Genomic DNA, 17,101 nt, shown 5'->3' with positions numbered 1-17,101 from the left:
GCAACGCTAATGCCCGGTTCATCTGCGCTGTGCTTATTTTGCTGCGGGCCGAGACGGCCACTGACTGATCGAGGATGACATGAACGATACCGGAACCGGCAAGAAGACCGGCGCACAGACAAGCGGCGCGTCCGACCTCGCAGCCGTCCTTGCCGCATCCGGACGACAGGGCAAGCGCAGCCGCTGGCGCGGACGCCTGCTCATCCTTTTGGTCTTCATCGCTGCCGCTGCCGTCGCCGGGTATTTTTATATGGGCCGCGGGCAGAGTGAAGTGAGCTACGCCACCCAGCCGGCAAAACGCGGCGACCTGACAGTGCTCGTCACCGCCACCGGTTCCGTGCAGCCGACCGAGCAGGTGGATATATCGAGCGAACTTTCCGGCACCGTCCGCGACGTCAACGTCGACTACAACAGCACGGTCAAATCAGGCGAGGTACTCGCCCTTCTCGATACCAACAAGCTTGAGGCGGATGTGAAGAGTTCGCGCGCCAAGCTTAATTCGGCCAAGGCGAATGTCGTCAAGGCCAATGCCGATATGCAATCGGCGGCCACCTCGCTCGAGCGGTTGAAGAGCCTGGTCAGGAGCAATGTCTCCACCCAGCAGAGCCTCGACGACGCCACCTACAAATATGATTCCGCTGTCGCCGCCAAAGACATCAACGAAGCCGAGGTGCTGGCCTCGGAGGCCGACCTGCAGCTGGCCGAGGTCAATCTCGCCAAGGCGAAGATCATCTCGCCGATCGACGGCGTCATCCTCACCCGCTCGGTCAATCCGGGCGCCACGGTCGCGGCCTCGCTGTCGGCGCCGATCCTTTTCACCATTGCCGGCGACCTGAAGAAGATGGAGCTGCAGGTCGATGTCGACGAGGCCGATGTCGGCCAGATCGCCGTCGGCCAGAAGGCGAAGTTTACGGTGGATGCCTATCCCGACCGGACTTTTCCCGCCGAGATCGAGCAGATCCGCTTCGCCTCCGAAGTGGTCAACAACGTCGTCACCTATAAGGCGGTACTAACGGTCGACAATGCCGATCTGCTGTTGCGCCCCGGCATGACGGCGACGGCCGATGTCACCGTCGAGGCCGTCAAGGATACGCTGATGGTGCCGAACGCCGCGCTGCGCTACGCCCCGGCGCAGGCCGAAAGGCGCGGCCGCGGTATTTTCGGCATCTTCGGCCCGCCGCGCCAGCGCAACAACAATGCCGGTTCGGCGCTGACCGGCACGCAACGGCGCGTCTGGGTGCTGCGTAATGGCCGGCCTGTGCCTGTTATCATCCAGGTCGGCTCATCCGACGGCCAGTTCACCCAGGTTGTCTCCGGCGACATCAAGCAAGATGATGCCCTGGTGACCGACGCCACGACGCGTGCGAACTAGGCGGAGAGACGGATGGCAAGCCCGCCGCTCATCGAATTCAGCCAGGTCTCGAAAATCTACGGCGAGGGCGAGGCGGCGATCCGTGCGCTCGACCACGTCGACCTTGCGATCAACGCCCATGAATTCGTCGCGATCATGGGTCCATCCGGCTCCGGCAAGTCGACGGCGATGAACATCCTCGGCTGCCTCGACGTGCCGACATCAGGCGACTACATTTTCGAAGGCATTCCGACTAGCGGCTTCGACCGCAGCCAGCTGACGCTGCTGCGCCGCCATATGCTCGGCTTCGTCTTCCAAGGCTTCAACCTCCTGTCGCGCACCTCGGCGGTCGAGAATGTCGAGCTGCCGCTGATCTATCGCGGCATGGGGGTGCGCGAACGGCGCGAGCGGGCCCGCGAAGCCCTGGCGCTGGTCGGCCTCACCGGCCGCGAACATCACAAGACCCAGGAATTGTCCGGCGGCCAGCAGCAGCGTGTGGCCATCGCCCGCGCCATCGTCACCGAGCCGGCGCTGCTCTTGGCCGACGAACCCACCGGCAATCTCGATACGAAGACCAGCGTCGAGATCATGGATCTGATGACGCGGCTGAACCGCGAGCAGGGCATCACCATCGTCATGGTCACCCATGAGCCCGATATCGCCGCCTATGCGCAGCGGCTGCTGCGTTTCGTCGACGGCAAGCTGGAGACCGAGGTCGAGCATCGGAGGAGGGCGGATCATGTTCTTTGAGACGCTCAAGCTGGCGCTGCGGGCCATCAGCCGCAACATGCTGCGCTCCTTCCTGACCGTGCTCGGCGTCGTCATCGGCGTTGCCGCCGTCATCGCGCTGGTGACGATCGGCAACGGCACCACAGCACAGGTGTCGACCGAACTGTCGCGGCTCGGCACCAACATGCTGTTCGTCCGTCCCGGCCAGTTCGGCCCCGGCCGGGCGAGCTCCGAGGCCAAGCGCTTCAGTATCAAGGACGTCGCGGCGATCCGTGACCAGATCGGCGGCCTCAGGGCCGTGGCGCCGCTCAACCAGTCGACGGCGACGGTGATTTTCGGCGGCCAGAACCATTCGACCAGCGTGTCGGGCACCACCAATGATTATTTCGTCGCCCAGGACTGGAATCTGGCGCTCGGCCGCAATTTCACGCCCGCCGAGGAACGTGGCCAGGCGCGCTGCATCATCGGCGAAACGGTGCGCTCGCAGCTTTTCGGCAGCGCCGATCCCACAGGCCAGCAGATCCGCGTCGGCAAGGTCTCATGCCCGGTCATCGGTGTGCTGGCCAAGCGCGGCCAGTCCGGCATGGGCAACGACCAGGACGATGTCGTCATCATGCCGGTCAAGATGTTCCAGCGGCGCATCAGCGGCAGTTCCAACGTGCCGCAGATCATCATCTCGGCGCGTGACGGCGTCTCCACGGCCAAAGTACAATCCGACGTCGAAAATCTCCTGCGCGAGCGCCGCAAGATCATTCCCGGCCGCCAGGACGATTTCAACGTCAACGACATGACGCAGATCGCCGAGGCGATGACCGGCACGACGACGCTGCTGACCGGCCTGCTCGGCGCCGTCGCCGCGATCAGCCTGCTCGTCGGCGGCATCGGCATCATGAACATCATGCTGGTCTCCGTCACCGAGCGAACCCGCGAAATCGGCATCCGCCTGGCGATCGGCGCGCTCGAAAACCAGGTGCTCACCCAGTTCCTGGTCGAAGCCGTGGCGCTGTCGCTGTTCGGCGGCATCACCGGCATTATGCTTGGCCTGAGCCTCGGCTTCGGCGCTGTGACACTGCTGAAGGTGCCGTTCGTCTTCAGCCCATTGATGGTCGCCATCGCCTTCCTGTTCTCTGCGGCGATCGGTATGATCTTCGGCTATTTCCCGGCGAGACGGGCAGCGCAGTTGAATCCCATCGAGGCGCTGCGGCATGAGTGAAAAAGGCCGTGGCAAAACGCGTGATGTCTCTCTACTCTTGTTAATCGAATGCAAGCGCTATCGGAGGCTGGCATCATGCCGCTCAACAGGCTGGTGATCTACGCTAGGAATGTCGAGGAAACGGCGCGGTTTTATGAGAAGCACTTCGGTTTCAAGGCGACCAGCCTGCCTGGCGACAGGATCATTGAACTGGTCGCTCAGGACGGCGGCGCGAATATTATGTTGCACCAGGCCGCCAAGGGGCAGCGGAGCGGTCAATCCACGGTCAAGCTGGTCTTCGACGTGGAGGATGTCGAGGCTTTTTGCAGACGATGCGCGGAGAACGGCCTGGAGTTCGGTGCCATCCATAAAGCCGATGGCTATCTGTTCGCCAATGCAAAAGACCCCTGTCAAAATTCGATCTCGGTTTCCAGCCGGGCGTTCCGCAAGGAGTGACCGAGGGAAGGTGCCGGCCTGATGAAGCAGCCGACGCGGTGTGCCTCAGCAGGCCGGGGCGAGTTGCACGAGCCTTCACGGCGCAGACGTCAATGTCTCGCCGGTTTTCAGCAGCCTCACCTATGTTATCTATCTGTCTCTATTCTGATATTTCAATGCCGACTTGTCTTCGGTTTTTGACCGTGTCACTATGTGATATATCAGCTGGCAACGGGTTTCCGCATTGCAGACTTCACAAAGCCATCTTGCCTATCTCGCGCTGGAGCATCTGATCGTGACGCTGGCGCTGAAGCCCGGCGCGCTGGTCACTGAAAAGCAGCTGATCGATATGGCGGGCCACGGGCGTACGCCGGTGCGCGAGGCGATCCAGAAGCTCGCCTGGCAGGGGCTGATCCTGGTGAAACCGCGCGTCGGGCTGCAGGTCGCCGAGATCGCGGCTGGGGATCATGGCAATGTCATGCAGGTGCGACGCGAGCTGGAGCCGATCGCGGCAAGCCTTGTCGCCGAACATGCGAGCGACGAACAGCGCGCGCGCCTCATCGATTGCGCCCGCGTCATGGGCGAATGTGCCGTCACCGGCGATCTCGCCGGCTTCTTCGCCGCCGACAAGGCCTTCGACGAAATCCTCGAAGATGCCTGCCCGAACGGCTTCATCATGGCGGCGCTCGGTCCGGTTCAGACGCATTCGCGCCGTCTCTGGTACTCCACCGCAAGCCCGGAGCGCATGGATCGCGCCATCGCCCTGCATGTCGCCGTCATCCACGCCATCCATCAGGGCAGGCCGGATGAGGCGCGCGCCACCATGGCGACGCTGATCAACTATCTCAGCCAGGAATAGAAACGGCCCCGTTTCCGGAGCCGCTGCCAGATCTGATTGTCGAGAAAAACCTCAGCCGACGAAAGCGCGCTCGATGACGAATTCGGCGGGCTTGCTGTTGGCGCCTTCGTTGAGGCCGGCCTTTTCGAGCAGTTCCTTGGTATCCTTCAGCATCGCCGAGGAGCCGCAGATCATGCCGCGGTCGATTGTCGGATCGAGCGGTGGTACGCCGAGATCGGTAAACAGCTTGCCTGACGAAATCAGGTCGGTGATGCGGCCGCGATATTCGAAATCCTCGCGCGTGACGGTCGCATAGTGGCGCAGCTTGTCGCCGACGACTTCCTTCAGCAATTCGTCGTTCTGGATTTCGTGCACGAGGTCGAAGCCGTATTTCAGCTCGGCGACATCGCGGGTCGTGTGGGTGAGGATGACTTCCTCGAACTTTTCATAGGTCTCGGGATCGCGGATCAGGCTGGCGAAGGGCGCAACGCCCGTGCCCGTCGAGAACATATAGAGACGACGGCCGGGGGTCAGCGCATCGAGCACCAGCGTGCCCGTCGGCTTCTTGCGCATCAGCACCTGGTCGCCCGGCTTGATCGCCTGCAGATGCGAGGTCAGCGGGCCGTCCGGCACCTTGATCGAGAAGAACTCGAGCTCTTCGGCCCAGGCGGGGCTGGCGATCGAATAGGCGCGGAAGACCGGCTTGCCGTCGACCATCAGGCCGATCATCGCGAATTCGCCGGAACGGAAACGGAAGCCCTGCGGCCGGGTCATCGTGAAGCGGAAGAGCCGGTCGGTGTAATGCGTCACAGCGAGCACCGTCTCGGCATAGACGCCGGCGGGGATGGACGGGGCGAAGTCTTCGGTCTTTGCAGGCGCGTTCATTGCGGTAGAGGATCCCGTTTCGTCGGATGAACTGTCGGATGCGAGGCTGATATTACATATCGGGCCGGAATTAAAGGCATTCCATTCCACGCGACGCTTCAGAAGGGAAATATGCATGTCATTGTCAGGATTCAATGCCCCGCAGGGAGCGAGCAGCGGACGGGGGAATGTCGTATTTCCCGCTGGCGAAGCCCGGCAAAGGATGCATATTAGAACGGCGCGCCTGACATGGATACCGGTTTTCGGCAAAAACGGTGCGACAACAAAGGCCTACGGCGGCGGAACCCGATTCAGCAACAGGATCCGGCGAGGTGTGGCTGATAACGATGCTTGCCGGGGCGAGCACGATAGGGCGGTCGGGGGAATATGAAGATTTTCAACTATAAGCGCGTTCCTTACGCGGAGATGCGCGCCTTCTCCGTCCATATCCTGACGGCCTCCGGTTCCTTCCTTGCCTTTCTCGGCGTCGTCGCCGCCGCCGAGCACCGCTTCATCGACATGTTCTGGTGGCTGGGGCTTGCGCTTCTCGTCGACGGCATAGACGGGCCGATCGCCCGCAAGGTGCGCGTCAAGGAAGTGCTGCCGAACTGGTCGGGCGATACACTCGACAATATCATCGATTACGTCACCTATGTGCTGCTGCCGGCTTTCGCGCTCTATCAGAGCGGCATGATCGGCGAGCCCTGGTCCTTCGTCGCCGCCGGCATGATCGTCGTCTCCAGCGCCATCTATTATGCCGATATGGGCATGAAGACGGACGAGTATTTTTTCTCCGGCTTCCCGGTCGTCTGGAACATGATCGTATTCACCCTGTTCGTTATCGATGCCAGCGCCACGACGGCGCTCGCCGTCGTCATCGTCTCGGTGGTGCTGACCTTCCTGCCGATCAACTTCCTGCACCCGGTCCGGGTCAAAAGGTTGCGCCCGCTCAATCTCGGCGTGTTTTTCCTGTGGTCGGCGCTCGGCATTTTTTCGCTGCTGATGCATTTCGACACCCCCGAATGGGCGCTCATTCTCTTTATCGTGACCGGGCTCTATCTTTACGTCATCGGCGCGGTGCTGCAATTCTTCCCCGCCCTTGGACGCGAAGCTTAGGATAGGCAGATGAGCAAAACACAGGCGGTTTCATTCTCGAGGACGGGCGGGCCGGAGGTGTTCGACTATGTCGAGATCGATCTTCCCACGCCCTCGGCCGGCGAAGTGCAGATCCGGCAGGCAGCGGTCGGCCTCAACTTCATCGACGTCTATTTCCGCAATGGCACCTATAAGCCGCCGCATCTGCCCTTCGTCAGCGGCAAGGAGGGCGCCGGCACGGTGACCTCGGTCGGCCCCGGCGTGACGGATTTCAAGGTCGGCGATCGCGTCGCCTATGCCAGCGCCGACGGTGCTTACAGCACTGAGCGCAATATCGAGGTCCGCCATCTCGTGCATGTGCCCGACGGCATAGCGCTCGAAACGGCGGCGGCGATGATGCTGAAGGGCATGACCGCCGAATATCTGTTGAACCGCACGTTCAAGGTCGGGCCCGAGACGGTCCTGCTGTTCCATGCCGCTGCCGGCGGTGTTGGCCTGATCGCCGGCCAGTGGGCAAAGGCGCTCGGCGCCACCGTCATCGGCACGGCGGGCTCTGAAGACAAGGTCGAGCTGGCGCTCGCGCATGGCTACGACCATGTGATCAATTATAAGAGCGACAGTTTCGTTGACCGTGTCCGCGAAATTACCGGCGGCAAGGGCGTCGATGTCGTCTATGATTCGATCGGCCGCGATACTTTTCCACAGTCGCTTGACTGCCTGAAGCCGCGCGGCCTTTTTGCCTCCTTCGGCCAATCCTCCGGGCCGATCGAGAATTTCACCCTCGCGGCCCTGGCGCAGAAGGGCTCGCTGTTTGCGACCCGGCCGACGCTCTTCACCTATATCGCCGCCCGCCAGGAACTGATCGACAGCGCCAAAGCGCTATTTGATATTGTGCAAAGCAACAAAGTGCGTATCAATATCAATCAAACCTATCCGCTGCGTGAGGTTGGGCAGGCTCACGCGGATCTGGAAACAAGAAAAACAACAGGAACGACGCTGCTGATTCCATGAGATCCGAAACGGACCGGTTGGCAGAAGAAATGAGGGGAACGTGTCGCCATTGAATGTGCCGGATTCCGGTGCGTTATTATCGGTCCAGAAGCTGACGAAGTTCTTCGGAAGCTTTGCCGCCTGCAATGAAATCGATCTCGATATCGCGCCGGGCGAAATTCATGCGCTTCTCGGCGAAAACGGCGCAGGCAAATCCACCCTGGTGAAGATGCTGTTCGGCGTTCTCGAGCCGACGGGCGGGCATATCCTCTGGCAGGGCCAGCCGGTTGCGATCACCTCGCCGGGGGAAGCCCGCAAGCACGGCATCGGCATGGTGTTCCAGCATTTTTCGCTGTTCGAGGCGTTGACGGTTGCCGAAAACATTGCGCTGTCGCTCGATGACGCCATCCCGATCGACCGGATCGCCGAGGAGGCGAGGGCGCTGTCGATCGCCTACGGCCTGCCGCTCGATCCGCATGCCCATGTCGCCGATCTCTCGGTCGGTGAGCGCCAGCGCATCGAAATCGTCCGCGCGCTGCTGCAGAACCCGAAGCTCATCATCCTCGACGAGCCGACCTCGGTACTGACGCCGCAGGAGGCCGACAGGCTGTTCGAGACGCTGTTCAAACTGAGAGCAGAAGGGCGCTCGGTTCTTTATATCAGCCATCGCCTGGAAGAGGTGCAGCGTATCTGCGATCGCGCCACCGTGCTGCGCCATGGCCGTGTGACCGGCGCCTGCGATCCCAGGCGGGAAACGCCGGCCTCGCTCGCCCGCATGATGGTCGGTAGCGAGGTGGCTGTTGTCACCCATCCGGAGCGCAGCGACAAGGGCGAGGTGCAGCTTGCCGTCGCCAATCTTTCCGTTGCCGCCCGCACCCCTTTCGCCATGCCGCTGCGCGATGTGTCGATGACGGTGCGCTCAGGCGAGATTCTCGCCATTGCCGGTGTCGCCGGCAACGGCCAGAGCGAGCTCTTCGATGCGCTCTCCGGTGAATATCCGGTTGCTTCGGCCGAGGCGATCGTCATCCGCAAAAAGCACGTGGGCACTCAGGGCATTACCGCCCGCCGTCTTCTCGGCGCCGGCTTCGTGCCGGAGGAGCGCCACGGCCATGCCGCCGTCTCCGCCATGAAACTCTCCGACAATCTGGTGCTGGCCCGCAGTCAGTCCGACCGCAAAGCCTTTCTCGGCCTGCTCGGCATCATCCGCCATGGCGCGGTGAGATCCGCCGCAAGGCGTATTTCCGAGGCCATGGATGTCCGCAAGAGCGGCGAGGATCCTGCCGCCGGCTCCTTGTCGGGTGGCAATCTGCAGAAATTCATCGTCGGCCGCGAGCTCGATCGCCAGCCGGCAGTGCTCGTCGTCAACCAGCCGACCTGGGGTGTCGATGCCGGGGCTGCAAGCCGCATCCGCCAGGCTCTGGTCGATCTGGCACGGAGCGGTTCGGCCGTCGTCGTCATCAGCCAGGATCTCGACGAGATCTTCGAAGTGGCGACCGATATTGCCGTGATCTCCGAAGGCCGCCTTTCCCGCCCGTTCCCATCAGGCGAACTGACACGGGAAAAGATCGGCCTGCTGATGGGCGGCCTGCATGAGAGCAGCTCTGCCCCAGAGGCGCCCATGCGCATTGAAGAGGCGCCGCATGCGCATTGAACTCGAAAAACGCCCCGACGTCTCGAAGCTCTACGCTTTCGTCTCGCCGCTCCTGGCCCTCGTCCTGACGTTGGCCTTCGGCGCCATCATGTTCGCCATGCTCGGCAAGGACCCGGTCGAGGCCCTCGACGCCTTCTTCGTCGAGCCGCTGCTCGAGGTCTGGTCGCTGCACGAACTGGCGATCAAGGCGGCACCCTTGATCCTGATCGCCGTCGGCCTTGCCGTCTGCTACCGCTCGAACAACTGGAATATCGGCGCCGAAGGCCAGTTCACCATCGGCGCCATCACCGGCTCCTATCTGCCGATCGTCTTCTACGACTGGCATTCGCCGCTGGTGCTGCCGCTGATGCTGATCCTTGGCGGGCTCGGCGGTGCGCTCTTCGCCGCCATTCCGGCGCTGCTGAAAGCGCATTTCAACACCAACGAGATCCTGACGTCGCTGATGCTGGTCTATATCGCCCAGCTCTTCCTCGACTGGCTGATCCGCGGCGCCTGGCGCGATCCGAAGGGCTTCAACTTTCCGGTCTCGCGCGATTTTGCACCGGAAGCGGTGCTGCCGGCGATCTGGGAAGAATCGGGCCGCGCCCATTGGGCCTTCATCTTCGCCATCATTGCGGCGATCGGCGTCTGGTTCATGCTGCGTTATACGCTGAAAGGCTTCGAGATCGTCGTGCTCGGCCAATCCGAGCGGGCAGGGCGCTTTGCCGGCTTCTCGTCGAAGAAGATGATCTGGTTCAGCTTTCTTTTTTCGGGCGCGCTGGCCGGCCTTGCCGGTATATCAGAGGTCTCCGGCTCGATCGGCCACCTGCAGCCGGCGATTTCGCCGGGCTATGGCTTCACCGCCATCATCGTCGCCTTCCTCGGCCGCCTCAATCCGCTCGGCATCATCGCATCGGGCCTGGTGCTGGCGCTGACCTATCTCGGCGGCGAGGCGGCACAGCTTTCGCTCGGCGTTTCCGACAAGGTCACCCGTGTCTTCCAGGGCCTGCTGCTGTTCTTCGTGCTCTCCTGCGACACACTGATCTATTACAAAATCCGCATTGTCTGGTCGCGGCTAAGGGGTGGGGCGGCATGAGCATCTTCGAAGCCATTCTGCTCACTGTTATCACCGCCTCGACGCCACTCGTCATCGCCGCACTCGGCGAACTGGTGACGGAACGCTCCGGCGTTCTCAATCTCGGTGTCGAAGGCATGATGATCATGGGCGCGGTTGCTGCCTTTGCCGGCGCGCAAATCTCGGGCTCGCCCTATGTCGGCATTGTTTGCGGCATTGTGGCCGGCGCGCTGTTCTCGCTGCTGTTTGCCTTCCTGACGCTGACGCTGGTGGCAAACCAGGTGGCGACCGGGCTGGCGCTCACCCTTCTCGGCCTCGGTGCATCCGGCATGCTCGGCGAAGCCTATGTCAGCGTGCCCGGCATCCGGCTGCAAGAGATCGTCATTCCCGTCCTGTCGGATATCCCCGTTATCGGCCACGTTCTCTTCGGGCAGGATCTGATCTTCTATCTGTCGATTGCTCTGGTGGTCGGTGTCAGTTGGTTCCTGTTCAAGAGCCGTGCCGGGCTGAAACTGAGAGCGATCGGCGACAATCACGGTTCGGCCCACGCGCTCGGCATTCACGTCATCCGCACGCGCTACCTGGCGGTGATGTTCGGCGGCGCCTGCGCCGGTCTTGCCGGCGCGCAGCTCTCGCTCGTCTACACGCCGCAATGGGCGGAGAACATGTCGGCCGGCCGCGGCTGGATCACGCTGGCGCTTGTCGTTTTCGCCTCCTGGCGGCCGTGGCGGGTCTTTGCCGGCGGTTATCTCTTCGGCGCAGTCACCATCCTGCAGCTGCACGCGCAGGCCTTTGGTCTCGGCATTCCCTCGCAGTTCCTTTCGATGCTGCCCTATGCCGCGACTATTGTGGTTCTCATCATCATTTCTCATAATCGGCGCACGACGTTGATCAACACGCCCGCGTCGCTTGGAAAGGCCTTCGTGCCGGAGCGATGAAGCAACAACATAAGACGGGTTTCCCAACTTCAAACCAACAGGGGTTACTATGAAGAAGTTAGCACTCACACTTGCCGCCTCGGCTGCCGCCGTCATCGGTATCTCGTCCGCCGCAGAGGCCGCTGACAAGACGAAGGTCTGCTTCGTCTATGTCGGTTCGCATACCGACGGCGGTTATTCGCAGGCCCACGATCTCGGCCGCCAGCAGGTCCAGGCCGAATTCGGCGACAAGATCGAAACGCCTTACCTCGAAAACGTGCCGGAAGGCCCGGATGCCGAGCGCGCCATCGAACGCCTTGCCCGCTCCGGCTGCAAGCTGATCTTCACCACGTCCTTCGGCTTCATGGATGCGACGGTCAAGGTCGCCGCCAAGTTCCCGGACGTCAAGTTCGAGCACGGCACCGGCTACAAGGCCGGCCCGAATCTGGCGACCTACAATTCGCGCTTCTATGAAGGCCGTTACATCCTCGGCCAGATCGCTGCGAAAACCTCGAAGAATCACGGCGCCGCCTACATCGCCTCCTTCCCGATTCCGGAAGTGGTGATGGGCATCAACTCCTTCGAGCAGGGCGCCAAGTCGGTCGATCCGAGCTTCAAGCTGAAGGTCATCTGGGTCAACACCTGGTTCGACCCCGGCAAGGAAGCCGATGCCGCCAAGGCGATGGTCGATCAGGGCGTCGACGTGCTGACCCAGCACACCGACACGACAGCGCCGATGCAGGTTGCCGAAGAACGCGGCATCCATGCCTTCGGCCAGGCATCCGACATGATCGCAGCCGGCCCGAAGGCGCAGCTGACGGCCATCGTCGATACCTGGGGCACCTATTACTCCAAGCGCGTTCACGCGCTTCTCGACGGCACCTGGAAGTCCGAGCAGAGCTGGGACGGCCTGAAGGACGGCATCCTGAAGATGGCGCCCTACACCAACATGCCCGACGACGTGAAGAAGATGGCCGAGGAAACCGAGGCCAAGATCAAGTCGGGCGAACTGCATCCCTTCACCGGTCCGATCAACAAGCAGGACGGCACGCCGTGGCTGAAGGCCGGCGAGAAGGCCGATGACGGCACGCTGCTCGGCATGAACTTCTACGTCGAAGGCGTCGACGACAAGCTGCCGGCGCAATAAGCCGCATTTAATTCGCAGTTGCGAAGAGCGCCCCCTGTGGGCGCTCTTTTTTGTTGCAGTGCATGCCAAGATTCCGATTTACAAAAGTAATACTATATGATTTTTTGACCCTGCGCCGCGAGACGCGGCTTGGGAGAGGAAATCATGAAATTGAAGACAGCACTTTTGAGTGCCACGATTCTTGCTGCCTGCATGTTCGGTTCGGCTTCGGCCGCCGGGCTGACCGTCGGCTTCTCGCAGATCGGCTCGGAATCGGGCTGGCGTGCGGCTGAAACGACCGTCACCAAGGAGCAGGCCAAGAAGCGCGGCATCGATCTGAAGTTTGCCGATGCGCAGCAGAAGCAGGAAAACCAGATCAAGGCTCTGCGTTCCTTCATTGCTCAGGGCGTCGATGCCATTCTCATTGCTCCGGTCGTCGAAACCGGCTGGGACGACGTTCTCAAGGAAGCCAAGGAAGCCAAGATTCCGGTCATCCTTCTCGACCGCACCATCAAGGCTCCGGACGATCTCTACCTGACGGCGGTTACCTCGGATCTGGTTCACGAAGGCAAGGTTGCCGGCGACTTCCTGGTCAAGGCAGTCGGCGACAAGAAGTGCAACGTCGTCGAGCTGCAGGGCACCACCGGTTCCTCGCCGGCCATCGCCCGCAAGAAAGGCTTCGAAGAGGCTCTTGCCGGCCACGACAACCTGAAGATCGTTCGCAGCCAGACCGGTGACTTCACCCGCACCAAGGGCAAGGAAGTCATGGAAAGCTTCCTGAAGGCCGAAAATGGCGGCAAGGATATCTGCGCTCTCTACGCCCATAATGACGACATGGCCGTCGGCGCCATCCAGGCGATCAAGGAAGCCGGCCTGAAGCCGGGCAAGGATATCCTCGTCGTCTCGATCGACGCCGTGCCTGACATTTTCAAGGCCATGTCCGAAGGCGAGTCCAACGCCACGGTCGAGCTGACGCCGAATATGGCAGGTCCGGCCTTCGATGCGCTCGAAGCCTACCTGAAGGACAAGAAGGCTCCGGCGAAGTGGATCCAGACCGAGTCCAAGCTCTACACGCCTGCCGACGAACCGTTGAAGGTCTACGAAGAGAAGAAGGGTCAGGGCTACTGATCTGATTTGACACGACTGCATCATTCCGCAATCGGCAAAGAATTGAGGGAATGATGCAGCATTCAAAGCGCTACAGTGTCACGCGTCTTAAAAGACGGGGTGGCGCTGTAGAACCGCACCGGCCCGTCATGGACCGGTGCGGAACTGCCTTGCCGCCTTGGGACGTCATGTCCGGCCGCGGCGCGGCTTTTGCCGTCAATATCAGGAAAACAGACCCCTATGATTCACGATTTCGAGAACGTTCTCGCGGCTTCCGGAATATCGAAATTCTTTCCCGGCGCAGTGGCGTTGGACAAGGTCGATTTCACGCTGCGCAAGGGCGAGGTGCATGCGCTGCTTGGTGAAAACGGCGCCGGCAAATCGACGCTGATCAAATGCATCACCGGCGCCTATCATCGTGACGAGGGCAGCCTGACGCTCGACGGCCATGAAATCAATCCGGCCAATACGCTCGCCGCCCAGAAACTCGGCATCGGCACCGTCTATCAGGAGGTCAACCTCCTCGCCAATCTGAGCGTCGCCGAAAACCTCTTTCTCGGACGCCAGCCAAGGCGTTTCGGCATGACCGACGTGCGTGCGATGAACCGCAAGGCGCGCGATCTGCTCGCCGGCTACGGCGTCGATATCGACGTCACCGCCGAACTCAGCCGCTTCTCCGTCGCCGTCCAGCAGGTGGTTGCCATCGCCCGCGCCGTCGATCTCTCCGGCAAGGTGCTGATCCTCGACGAGCCCACGGCAAGCCTCGACAATCAGGAAGTGGCGCTGCTTTTCCGCATCATCGAGGACCTGAAGAAGCGCGGCCTCGGCATCGTCTTCATCACCCATTTTCTCGAGCAGGTCTATGCGATCAGCGACCGGATCACCGTGCTGCGCAACGGCAAGCTCGTCGGCACCCGCGACGCCGCCGATCTGCCGCGCCAGGGCCTGATCGCCATGATGCTCGGCCGCGAACTGGCGCATGTCGAGGAGACGGTGAGGGAACACAGCCTTGCGGCCGGCGAGGTCCGATACCGTTTTTCAGGCTACGGCAAACGCGGCAAGGTCAAACCCTTCGACCTCGACGTACGCGCCGGAGAGGTGGTCGGCATTGCCGGGCTGCTCGGCTCCGGCCGTACCGAAACCGCCGAACTGCTCTTCGGCATCGAACATGCCGACAGCGGCAGCGCCACGATCGACGGCCAGCCGGTGACGCTTTCCAGCCCGCGCGCCGCAATCGAAAAAGACTTCGGCTTCTGCCCCGAGGATCGCAAGACCGATGGCATCATCGGCGACCTGTCGATCCGCGAAAATATCGCGCTTGCGCTGCAGGCCCGCCGCGGCTGGACGCGGCCGCTTTCGCGCGCCGAACAGAATGCGCTCGCCGACCGCTACATCAAGGCGCTCGATATCCGCACCACCGATCGCGAAAAGCCGATCCGGCTGCTCTCCGGCGGCAATCAGCAGAAGGCGATCCTCGCCCGCTGGCTGGCGACCAATCCGAAGTTTCTGATCCTCGACGAGCCGACCCGCGGCATCGATGTCGGCGCCCATGCCGAGATTATCCGGCTGATCGAACAGCTCTGCGCCGAAGGCATGTCGCTGATCGTGATTTCCTCGGAACTTGAAGAGCTTGTCGCCTATAGTTCACGTGTCATCGTGCTTCGCGACCGGCAACATATCGCCGAACTCACAGGCGAACGTATCACGGCGGCCGGCATCGTCGAAGCCATTGCTGCCGCCGAACATAAGATGGAGGAGGCATGAGGTCCTCGCTGAAGGCGCTGGCCTATCGCCTGGCGCCGCAATTGATTGCGCTCGTTGTCATTCTTTTGTTGAATTTCATCACGTCACCGCAGTTTTTTAATGTCGTTGTTCAGAATGACCGGCTTTATGGCAGCCTGATCGACGTGCTCAATCGCGGTGCGCCGGTGGCGCTCCTGGCGATCGGCATGACGCTGGTCATTGCCACCAAGGGCATCGATCTTTCCGTCGGTGCGGTCATCGCGATCTGCGGCGCTGTTGCCGCTTCGTCGATTGTATCTGGAAATTCAGTTGCTTATACCATTATCCTAACGCTGGCGATCGGGCTTGCCTGCGGTGTCTGGAACGGTTTCCTGGTGGCCGTCCTCAATATCCAGCCGATCATCGCCACGCTGGTGCTGATGGTCGCCGGCCGCGGCATCGCCCAGCTCATCACCGAAGGCGCTATCCTCACCTTCAACGATGACGGGCTGACCTTTTTCGGCAGTGGTTCCTTCCTGCTCCTGCCGATGCCTGTCATCACCTGGCTTCTTGTCGGCCTGTTCGTCATCCTGCTCGTCCGCCGCACCGCGCTCGGCATGCTGATCGAGGCCGTCGGCATCAATCGCCGCGCCAGCACGCTCTCCGGCATTCAAACGCCGGTGCTGCTGATGGCGGTCTATATGCTGAGCGGCCTCTGCGCCTCGATCGCGGGCATCATCGTCGCCGCCGACATCAAGGGCGCCGATGCCAACAATGCCGGTCTCTGGCTGGAACTCGACGCCATCCTCGCCGTCGTCGTCGGCGGCAATTCGCTGCTCGGCGGCCGTTTCAGCATTCTCGGATCGTTGATCGGCGCGATGATCATCCAGGCGGTGAACACCGGCATCCTGTCCTCGGGTTTCCCGCCGGAATTCAACCTGATCATCAAAGCCGTCATTATTATCGTCATCCTCGTCATCCAGTCGCCGGCGGTGCAATCGCTCGCCATCTTCGCCAGCCGCCGGCAGGGCGGAAGGGAGCAGCCGAAATGAACTCCAAATACCTGCCGCTGCTTGCGACCATCGTCATCTTCGTGCTCGCCTATGCCGGCTGCACGCTGCAATATCCGAACATGCTGTCGACACGCGTCATCGGCAATCTTCTGACCGACAACGCCTTTCTCGGCATCGCCGCCGTCGGCATGACCTTCGTCATCATCTCCGGCGGCATCGATCTGTCGATCGGATCGGTCATCGCCTTCACCGGCGTCTTCCTCGCGGTGATCCTGCAGAAGACCTCGATCCATCCGTTGCTCGCCTTTGCGATCGTGCTGGTCATCACCACCGCCTTCGGCGGCATCATGGGCGCGATCATCCACTATCTTGAAATGCCGGCCTTCATCGTCACGCTCGCCGGCATGTTCCTGGCGCGCGGCATGGCCTTCGTGCTCTCGATCGACAGCATCCCGATCGATCACGAATATTATTCGACGCTGACGAGCCTCTATTGGCGTCTGCCCGGCGGCGGAAGGCTGACGCTGATCGGCGGCATCATGCTTCTGGTCTTTGCCGCCGGCATTTTCCTCGCCCAGCGCACCCGCTTCGGCACCAACGTCTATGCGCTCGGCGGCGGCCCGCAGACCGCGCGGCTGATGGGCGTGCCGGTCGGCCGCACGACAATTCAGATCTATGCGCTGTCGGGCTTTCTTGCAGGCCTATCCGGGATCGTCTTTTCGCTGTACACCTCTGCCGGATATTCTCTTGCAGCAGTCGGCGTCGAACTCGATGCCATTGCGGCGGTCGTCATCGGAGGGACGCTGCTGACCGGAGGAGCGGGATTCGTGGCGGGGACCTTGATCGGTATCCTGATCCAGGGGCTCATTCAGACCTACATCACCTTCGACGGCACCCTGTCGAGCTGGTGGACCAAGATACTGATTGGCCTTCTGCTGTTTGCATTCATCCTGATGCAGAAAGCCATCCTGTTCGTTTCCAGTCTGAACAAGAGGTACGCTTGAGAGGAGACGGATC

Annotated in this window: 16 protein-coding genes; 15 read left to right on the top strand and 1 reads right to left on the bottom strand. The window is 61.7% G+C overall.

The genetic code is table 11. The features are described 5' to 3' along the window. Window positions 1-79: 79 nt before the first annotated feature. The 5 genes from CO667_RS18785 (at window position 80) to CO667_RS18765 (ending at window position 4,566) form a co-directional block, all read left to right on the top strand. Window positions 80-1,372 carry an efflux RND transporter periplasmic adaptor subunit gene (locus CO667_RS18785; RefSeq protein ID WP_097619786.1) on the top strand — a complete coding sequence of 431 codons (1,293 nt, stop codon included), beginning with the start codon at window positions 80-82 and terminating at the stop codon, window positions 1,370-1,372. A 12-nt stretch (window positions 1,373-1,384) separates the two neighbouring features. After that, window positions 1,385-2,101: an ABC transporter ATP-binding protein gene (locus tag CO667_RS18780; RefSeq protein ID WP_097619785.1), complete on the top strand. Its 717-nt coding sequence runs from the start codon at window positions 1,385-1,387 to the stop codon at window positions 2,099-2,101. Continuing rightward, window positions 2,091-3,293, top strand: coding sequence for an ABC transporter permease (locus CO667_RS18775; protein ID WP_097619784.1), 1,203 nt, complete (start codon window positions 2,091-2,093; stop codon window positions 3,291-3,293). The genes CO667_RS18780 and CO667_RS18775 overlap by 11 nt, the downstream gene beginning before the upstream one ends. A gap of 75 nt (window positions 3,294-3,368) precedes the next feature. Then, window positions 3,369-3,728 (top strand): VOC family protein, encoded by a 360-nt coding sequence (locus CO667_RS18770; RefSeq protein WP_097619838.1) that lies wholly within the window; start codon window positions 3,369-3,371, stop codon window positions 3,726-3,728. Window positions 3,729-3,951: 223 nt separating this feature from the next. Next, entirely contained in the window at window positions 3,952-4,566 is a 615-nt protein-coding gene (locus CO667_RS18765; RefSeq protein WP_097619783.1) for a GntR family transcriptional regulator, read from the top strand. A gap of 51 nt (window positions 4,567-4,617) precedes the next feature. On the opposite strand, the gene CO667_RS18760 is transcribed toward CO667_RS18765, so the two are convergent. Beyond that, the gene (locus tag CO667_RS18760; RefSeq protein WP_097619782.1) at window positions 4,618-5,430 is read right to left on the bottom strand and encodes a ferredoxin--NADP reductase; all 813 of its coding nucleotides are present in this window, start codon (window positions 5,428-5,430) and stop codon (window positions 4,618-4,620) included. 366 nt (window positions 5,431-5,796) lie between these two features. Between CO667_RS18760 and pcsA the strand changes: the two genes are divergently transcribed. The 10 genes from pcsA (at window position 5,797) to yjfF (ending at window position 17,088) form a co-directional block, all read left to right on the top strand. After that, entirely contained in the window at window positions 5,797-6,525 is a 729-nt protein-coding gene (gene pcsA / locus CO667_RS18755) for a phosphatidylcholine synthase (protein WP_097619781.1), read from the top strand. Window positions 6,526-6,534: 9 nt separating this feature from the next. Continuing rightward, the gene (locus tag CO667_RS18750) at window positions 6,535-7,515 is read left to right on the top strand and encodes a quinone oxidoreductase (RefSeq protein WP_097619780.1); all 981 of its coding nucleotides are present in this window, start codon (window positions 6,535-6,537) and stop codon (window positions 7,513-7,515) included. Between the two features lie 40 nt (window positions 7,516-7,555). After that, complete coding sequence (locus CO667_RS18745; protein WP_097619779.1) at window positions 7,556-9,145, top strand: ABC transporter ATP-binding protein; 1,590 nt, start codon at window positions 7,556-7,558, stop codon at window positions 9,143-9,145. Next, window positions 9,135-10,220 (top strand): ABC transporter permease, encoded by a 1,086-nt coding sequence (locus tag CO667_RS18740; RefSeq protein ID WP_097619778.1) that lies wholly within the window; start codon window positions 9,135-9,137, stop codon window positions 10,218-10,220. The genes CO667_RS18745 and CO667_RS18740 overlap by 11 nt, the downstream gene beginning before the upstream one ends. Then, the gene (locus CO667_RS18735) at window positions 10,217-11,137 is read left to right on the top strand and encodes an ABC transporter permease (RefSeq protein WP_097619777.1); all 921 of its coding nucleotides are present in this window, start codon (window positions 10,217-10,219) and stop codon (window positions 11,135-11,137) included. Before CO667_RS18740 ends, CO667_RS18735 begins: the two co-directional genes overlap by 4 nt. A gap of 49 nt (window positions 11,138-11,186) precedes the next feature. Continuing rightward, window positions 11,187-12,263 (top strand): BMP family ABC transporter substrate-binding protein, encoded by a 1,077-nt coding sequence (locus CO667_RS18730; protein WP_097619776.1) that lies wholly within the window; start codon window positions 11,187-11,189, stop codon window positions 12,261-12,263. Between the two features lie 144 nt (window positions 12,264-12,407). Continuing rightward, on the top strand, window positions 12,408-13,370 hold the full coding sequence (ytfQ, locus tag CO667_RS18725; protein WP_097619775.1) for a galactofuranose ABC transporter, galactofuranose-binding protein YtfQ: 963 nt from the start codon (window positions 12,408-12,410) through the stop codon (window positions 13,368-13,370). A gap of 219 nt (window positions 13,371-13,589) precedes the next feature. Further along, a complete protein-coding gene (ytfR, locus tag CO667_RS18720) occupies window positions 13,590-15,113 on the top strand; it encodes a galactofuranose ABC transporter, ATP-binding protein YtfR (RefSeq protein ID WP_097619774.1) in 1,524 nt (507 codons plus the stop codon). Further along, the gene (locus CO667_RS18715; RefSeq protein WP_097619773.1) at window positions 15,110-16,123 is read left to right on the top strand and encodes an ABC transporter permease; all 1,014 of its coding nucleotides are present in this window, start codon (window positions 15,110-15,112) and stop codon (window positions 16,121-16,123) included. The genes ytfR and CO667_RS18715 overlap by 4 nt, the downstream gene beginning before the upstream one ends. After that, window positions 16,120-17,088, top strand: a complete 969-nt coding sequence (gene yjfF / locus CO667_RS18710) for a galactofuranose ABC transporter, permease protein YjfF (protein ID WP_097619772.1) — start codon at window positions 16,120-16,122, stop codon at window positions 17,086-17,088. The genes CO667_RS18715 and yjfF overlap by 4 nt, the downstream gene beginning before the upstream one ends. Window positions 17,089-17,101: the final 13 nt, after the last annotated feature.

This window comes from Rhizobium sp. L43, from assembly GCF_002531725.1.
GTDB lineage: Bacteria > Pseudomonadota > Alphaproteobacteria > Rhizobiales > Rhizobiaceae > Rhizobium.
Note: the sequence above shows the minus strand (reverse complement) of the source record. Positions and strands in the feature narration are given on the sequence as shown.

Coding starts and splice junctions, on each gene's coding strand:
- ytfQ (WP_097619775.1), top strand. CDS start 12,408: ATGAAATTGAAGACAGCACTTTTGAGTGCCACGATTCTTGCTGCCTGC.
- CO667_RS18780 (WP_097619785.1), top strand. CDS start 1,385: ATGGCAAGCCCGCCGCTCATCGAATTCAGCCAGGTCTCGAAAATCTAC.
- ytfR (WP_097619774.1), top strand. CDS start 13,590: ATGATTCACGATTTCGAGAACGTTCTCGCGGCTTCCGGAATATCGAAA.
- CO667_RS18740 (WP_097619778.1), top strand. CDS start 9,135: ATGCGCATTGAACTCGAAAAACGCCCCGACGTCTCGAAGCTCTACGCT.
- CO667_RS18730 (WP_097619776.1), top strand. CDS start 11,187: ATGAAGAAGTTAGCACTCACACTTGCCGCCTCGGCTGCCGCCGTCATC.
- yjfF (WP_097619772.1), top strand. CDS start 16,120: ATGAACTCCAAATACCTGCCGCTGCTTGCGACCATCGTCATCTTCGTG.
- CO667_RS18775 (WP_097619784.1), top strand. CDS start 2,091: ATGTTCTTTGAGACGCTCAAGCTGGCGCTGCGGGCCATCAGCCGCAAC.
- CO667_RS18760 (WP_097619782.1), bottom strand. CDS start 5,430: ATGAACGCGCCTGCAAAGACCGAAGACTTCGCCCCGTCCATCCCCGCC.
- pcsA (WP_097619781.1), top strand. CDS start 5,797: ATGAAGATTTTCAACTATAAGCGCGTTCCTTACGCGGAGATGCGCGCC.
- CO667_RS18785 (WP_097619786.1), top strand. CDS start 80: ATGAACGATACCGGAACCGGCAAGAAGACCGGCGCACAGACAAGCGGC.
- CO667_RS18735 (WP_097619777.1), top strand. CDS start 10,217: ATGAGCATCTTCGAAGCCATTCTGCTCACTGTTATCACCGCCTCGACG.
- CO667_RS18750 (WP_097619780.1), top strand. CDS start 6,535: ATGAGCAAAACACAGGCGGTTTCATTCTCGAGGACGGGCGGGCCGGAG.
- CO667_RS18770 (WP_097619838.1), top strand. CDS start 3,369: ATGCCGCTCAACAGGCTGGTGATCTACGCTAGGAATGTCGAGGAAACG.
- CO667_RS18715 (WP_097619773.1), top strand. CDS start 15,110: ATGAGGTCCTCGCTGAAGGCGCTGGCCTATCGCCTGGCGCCGCAATTG.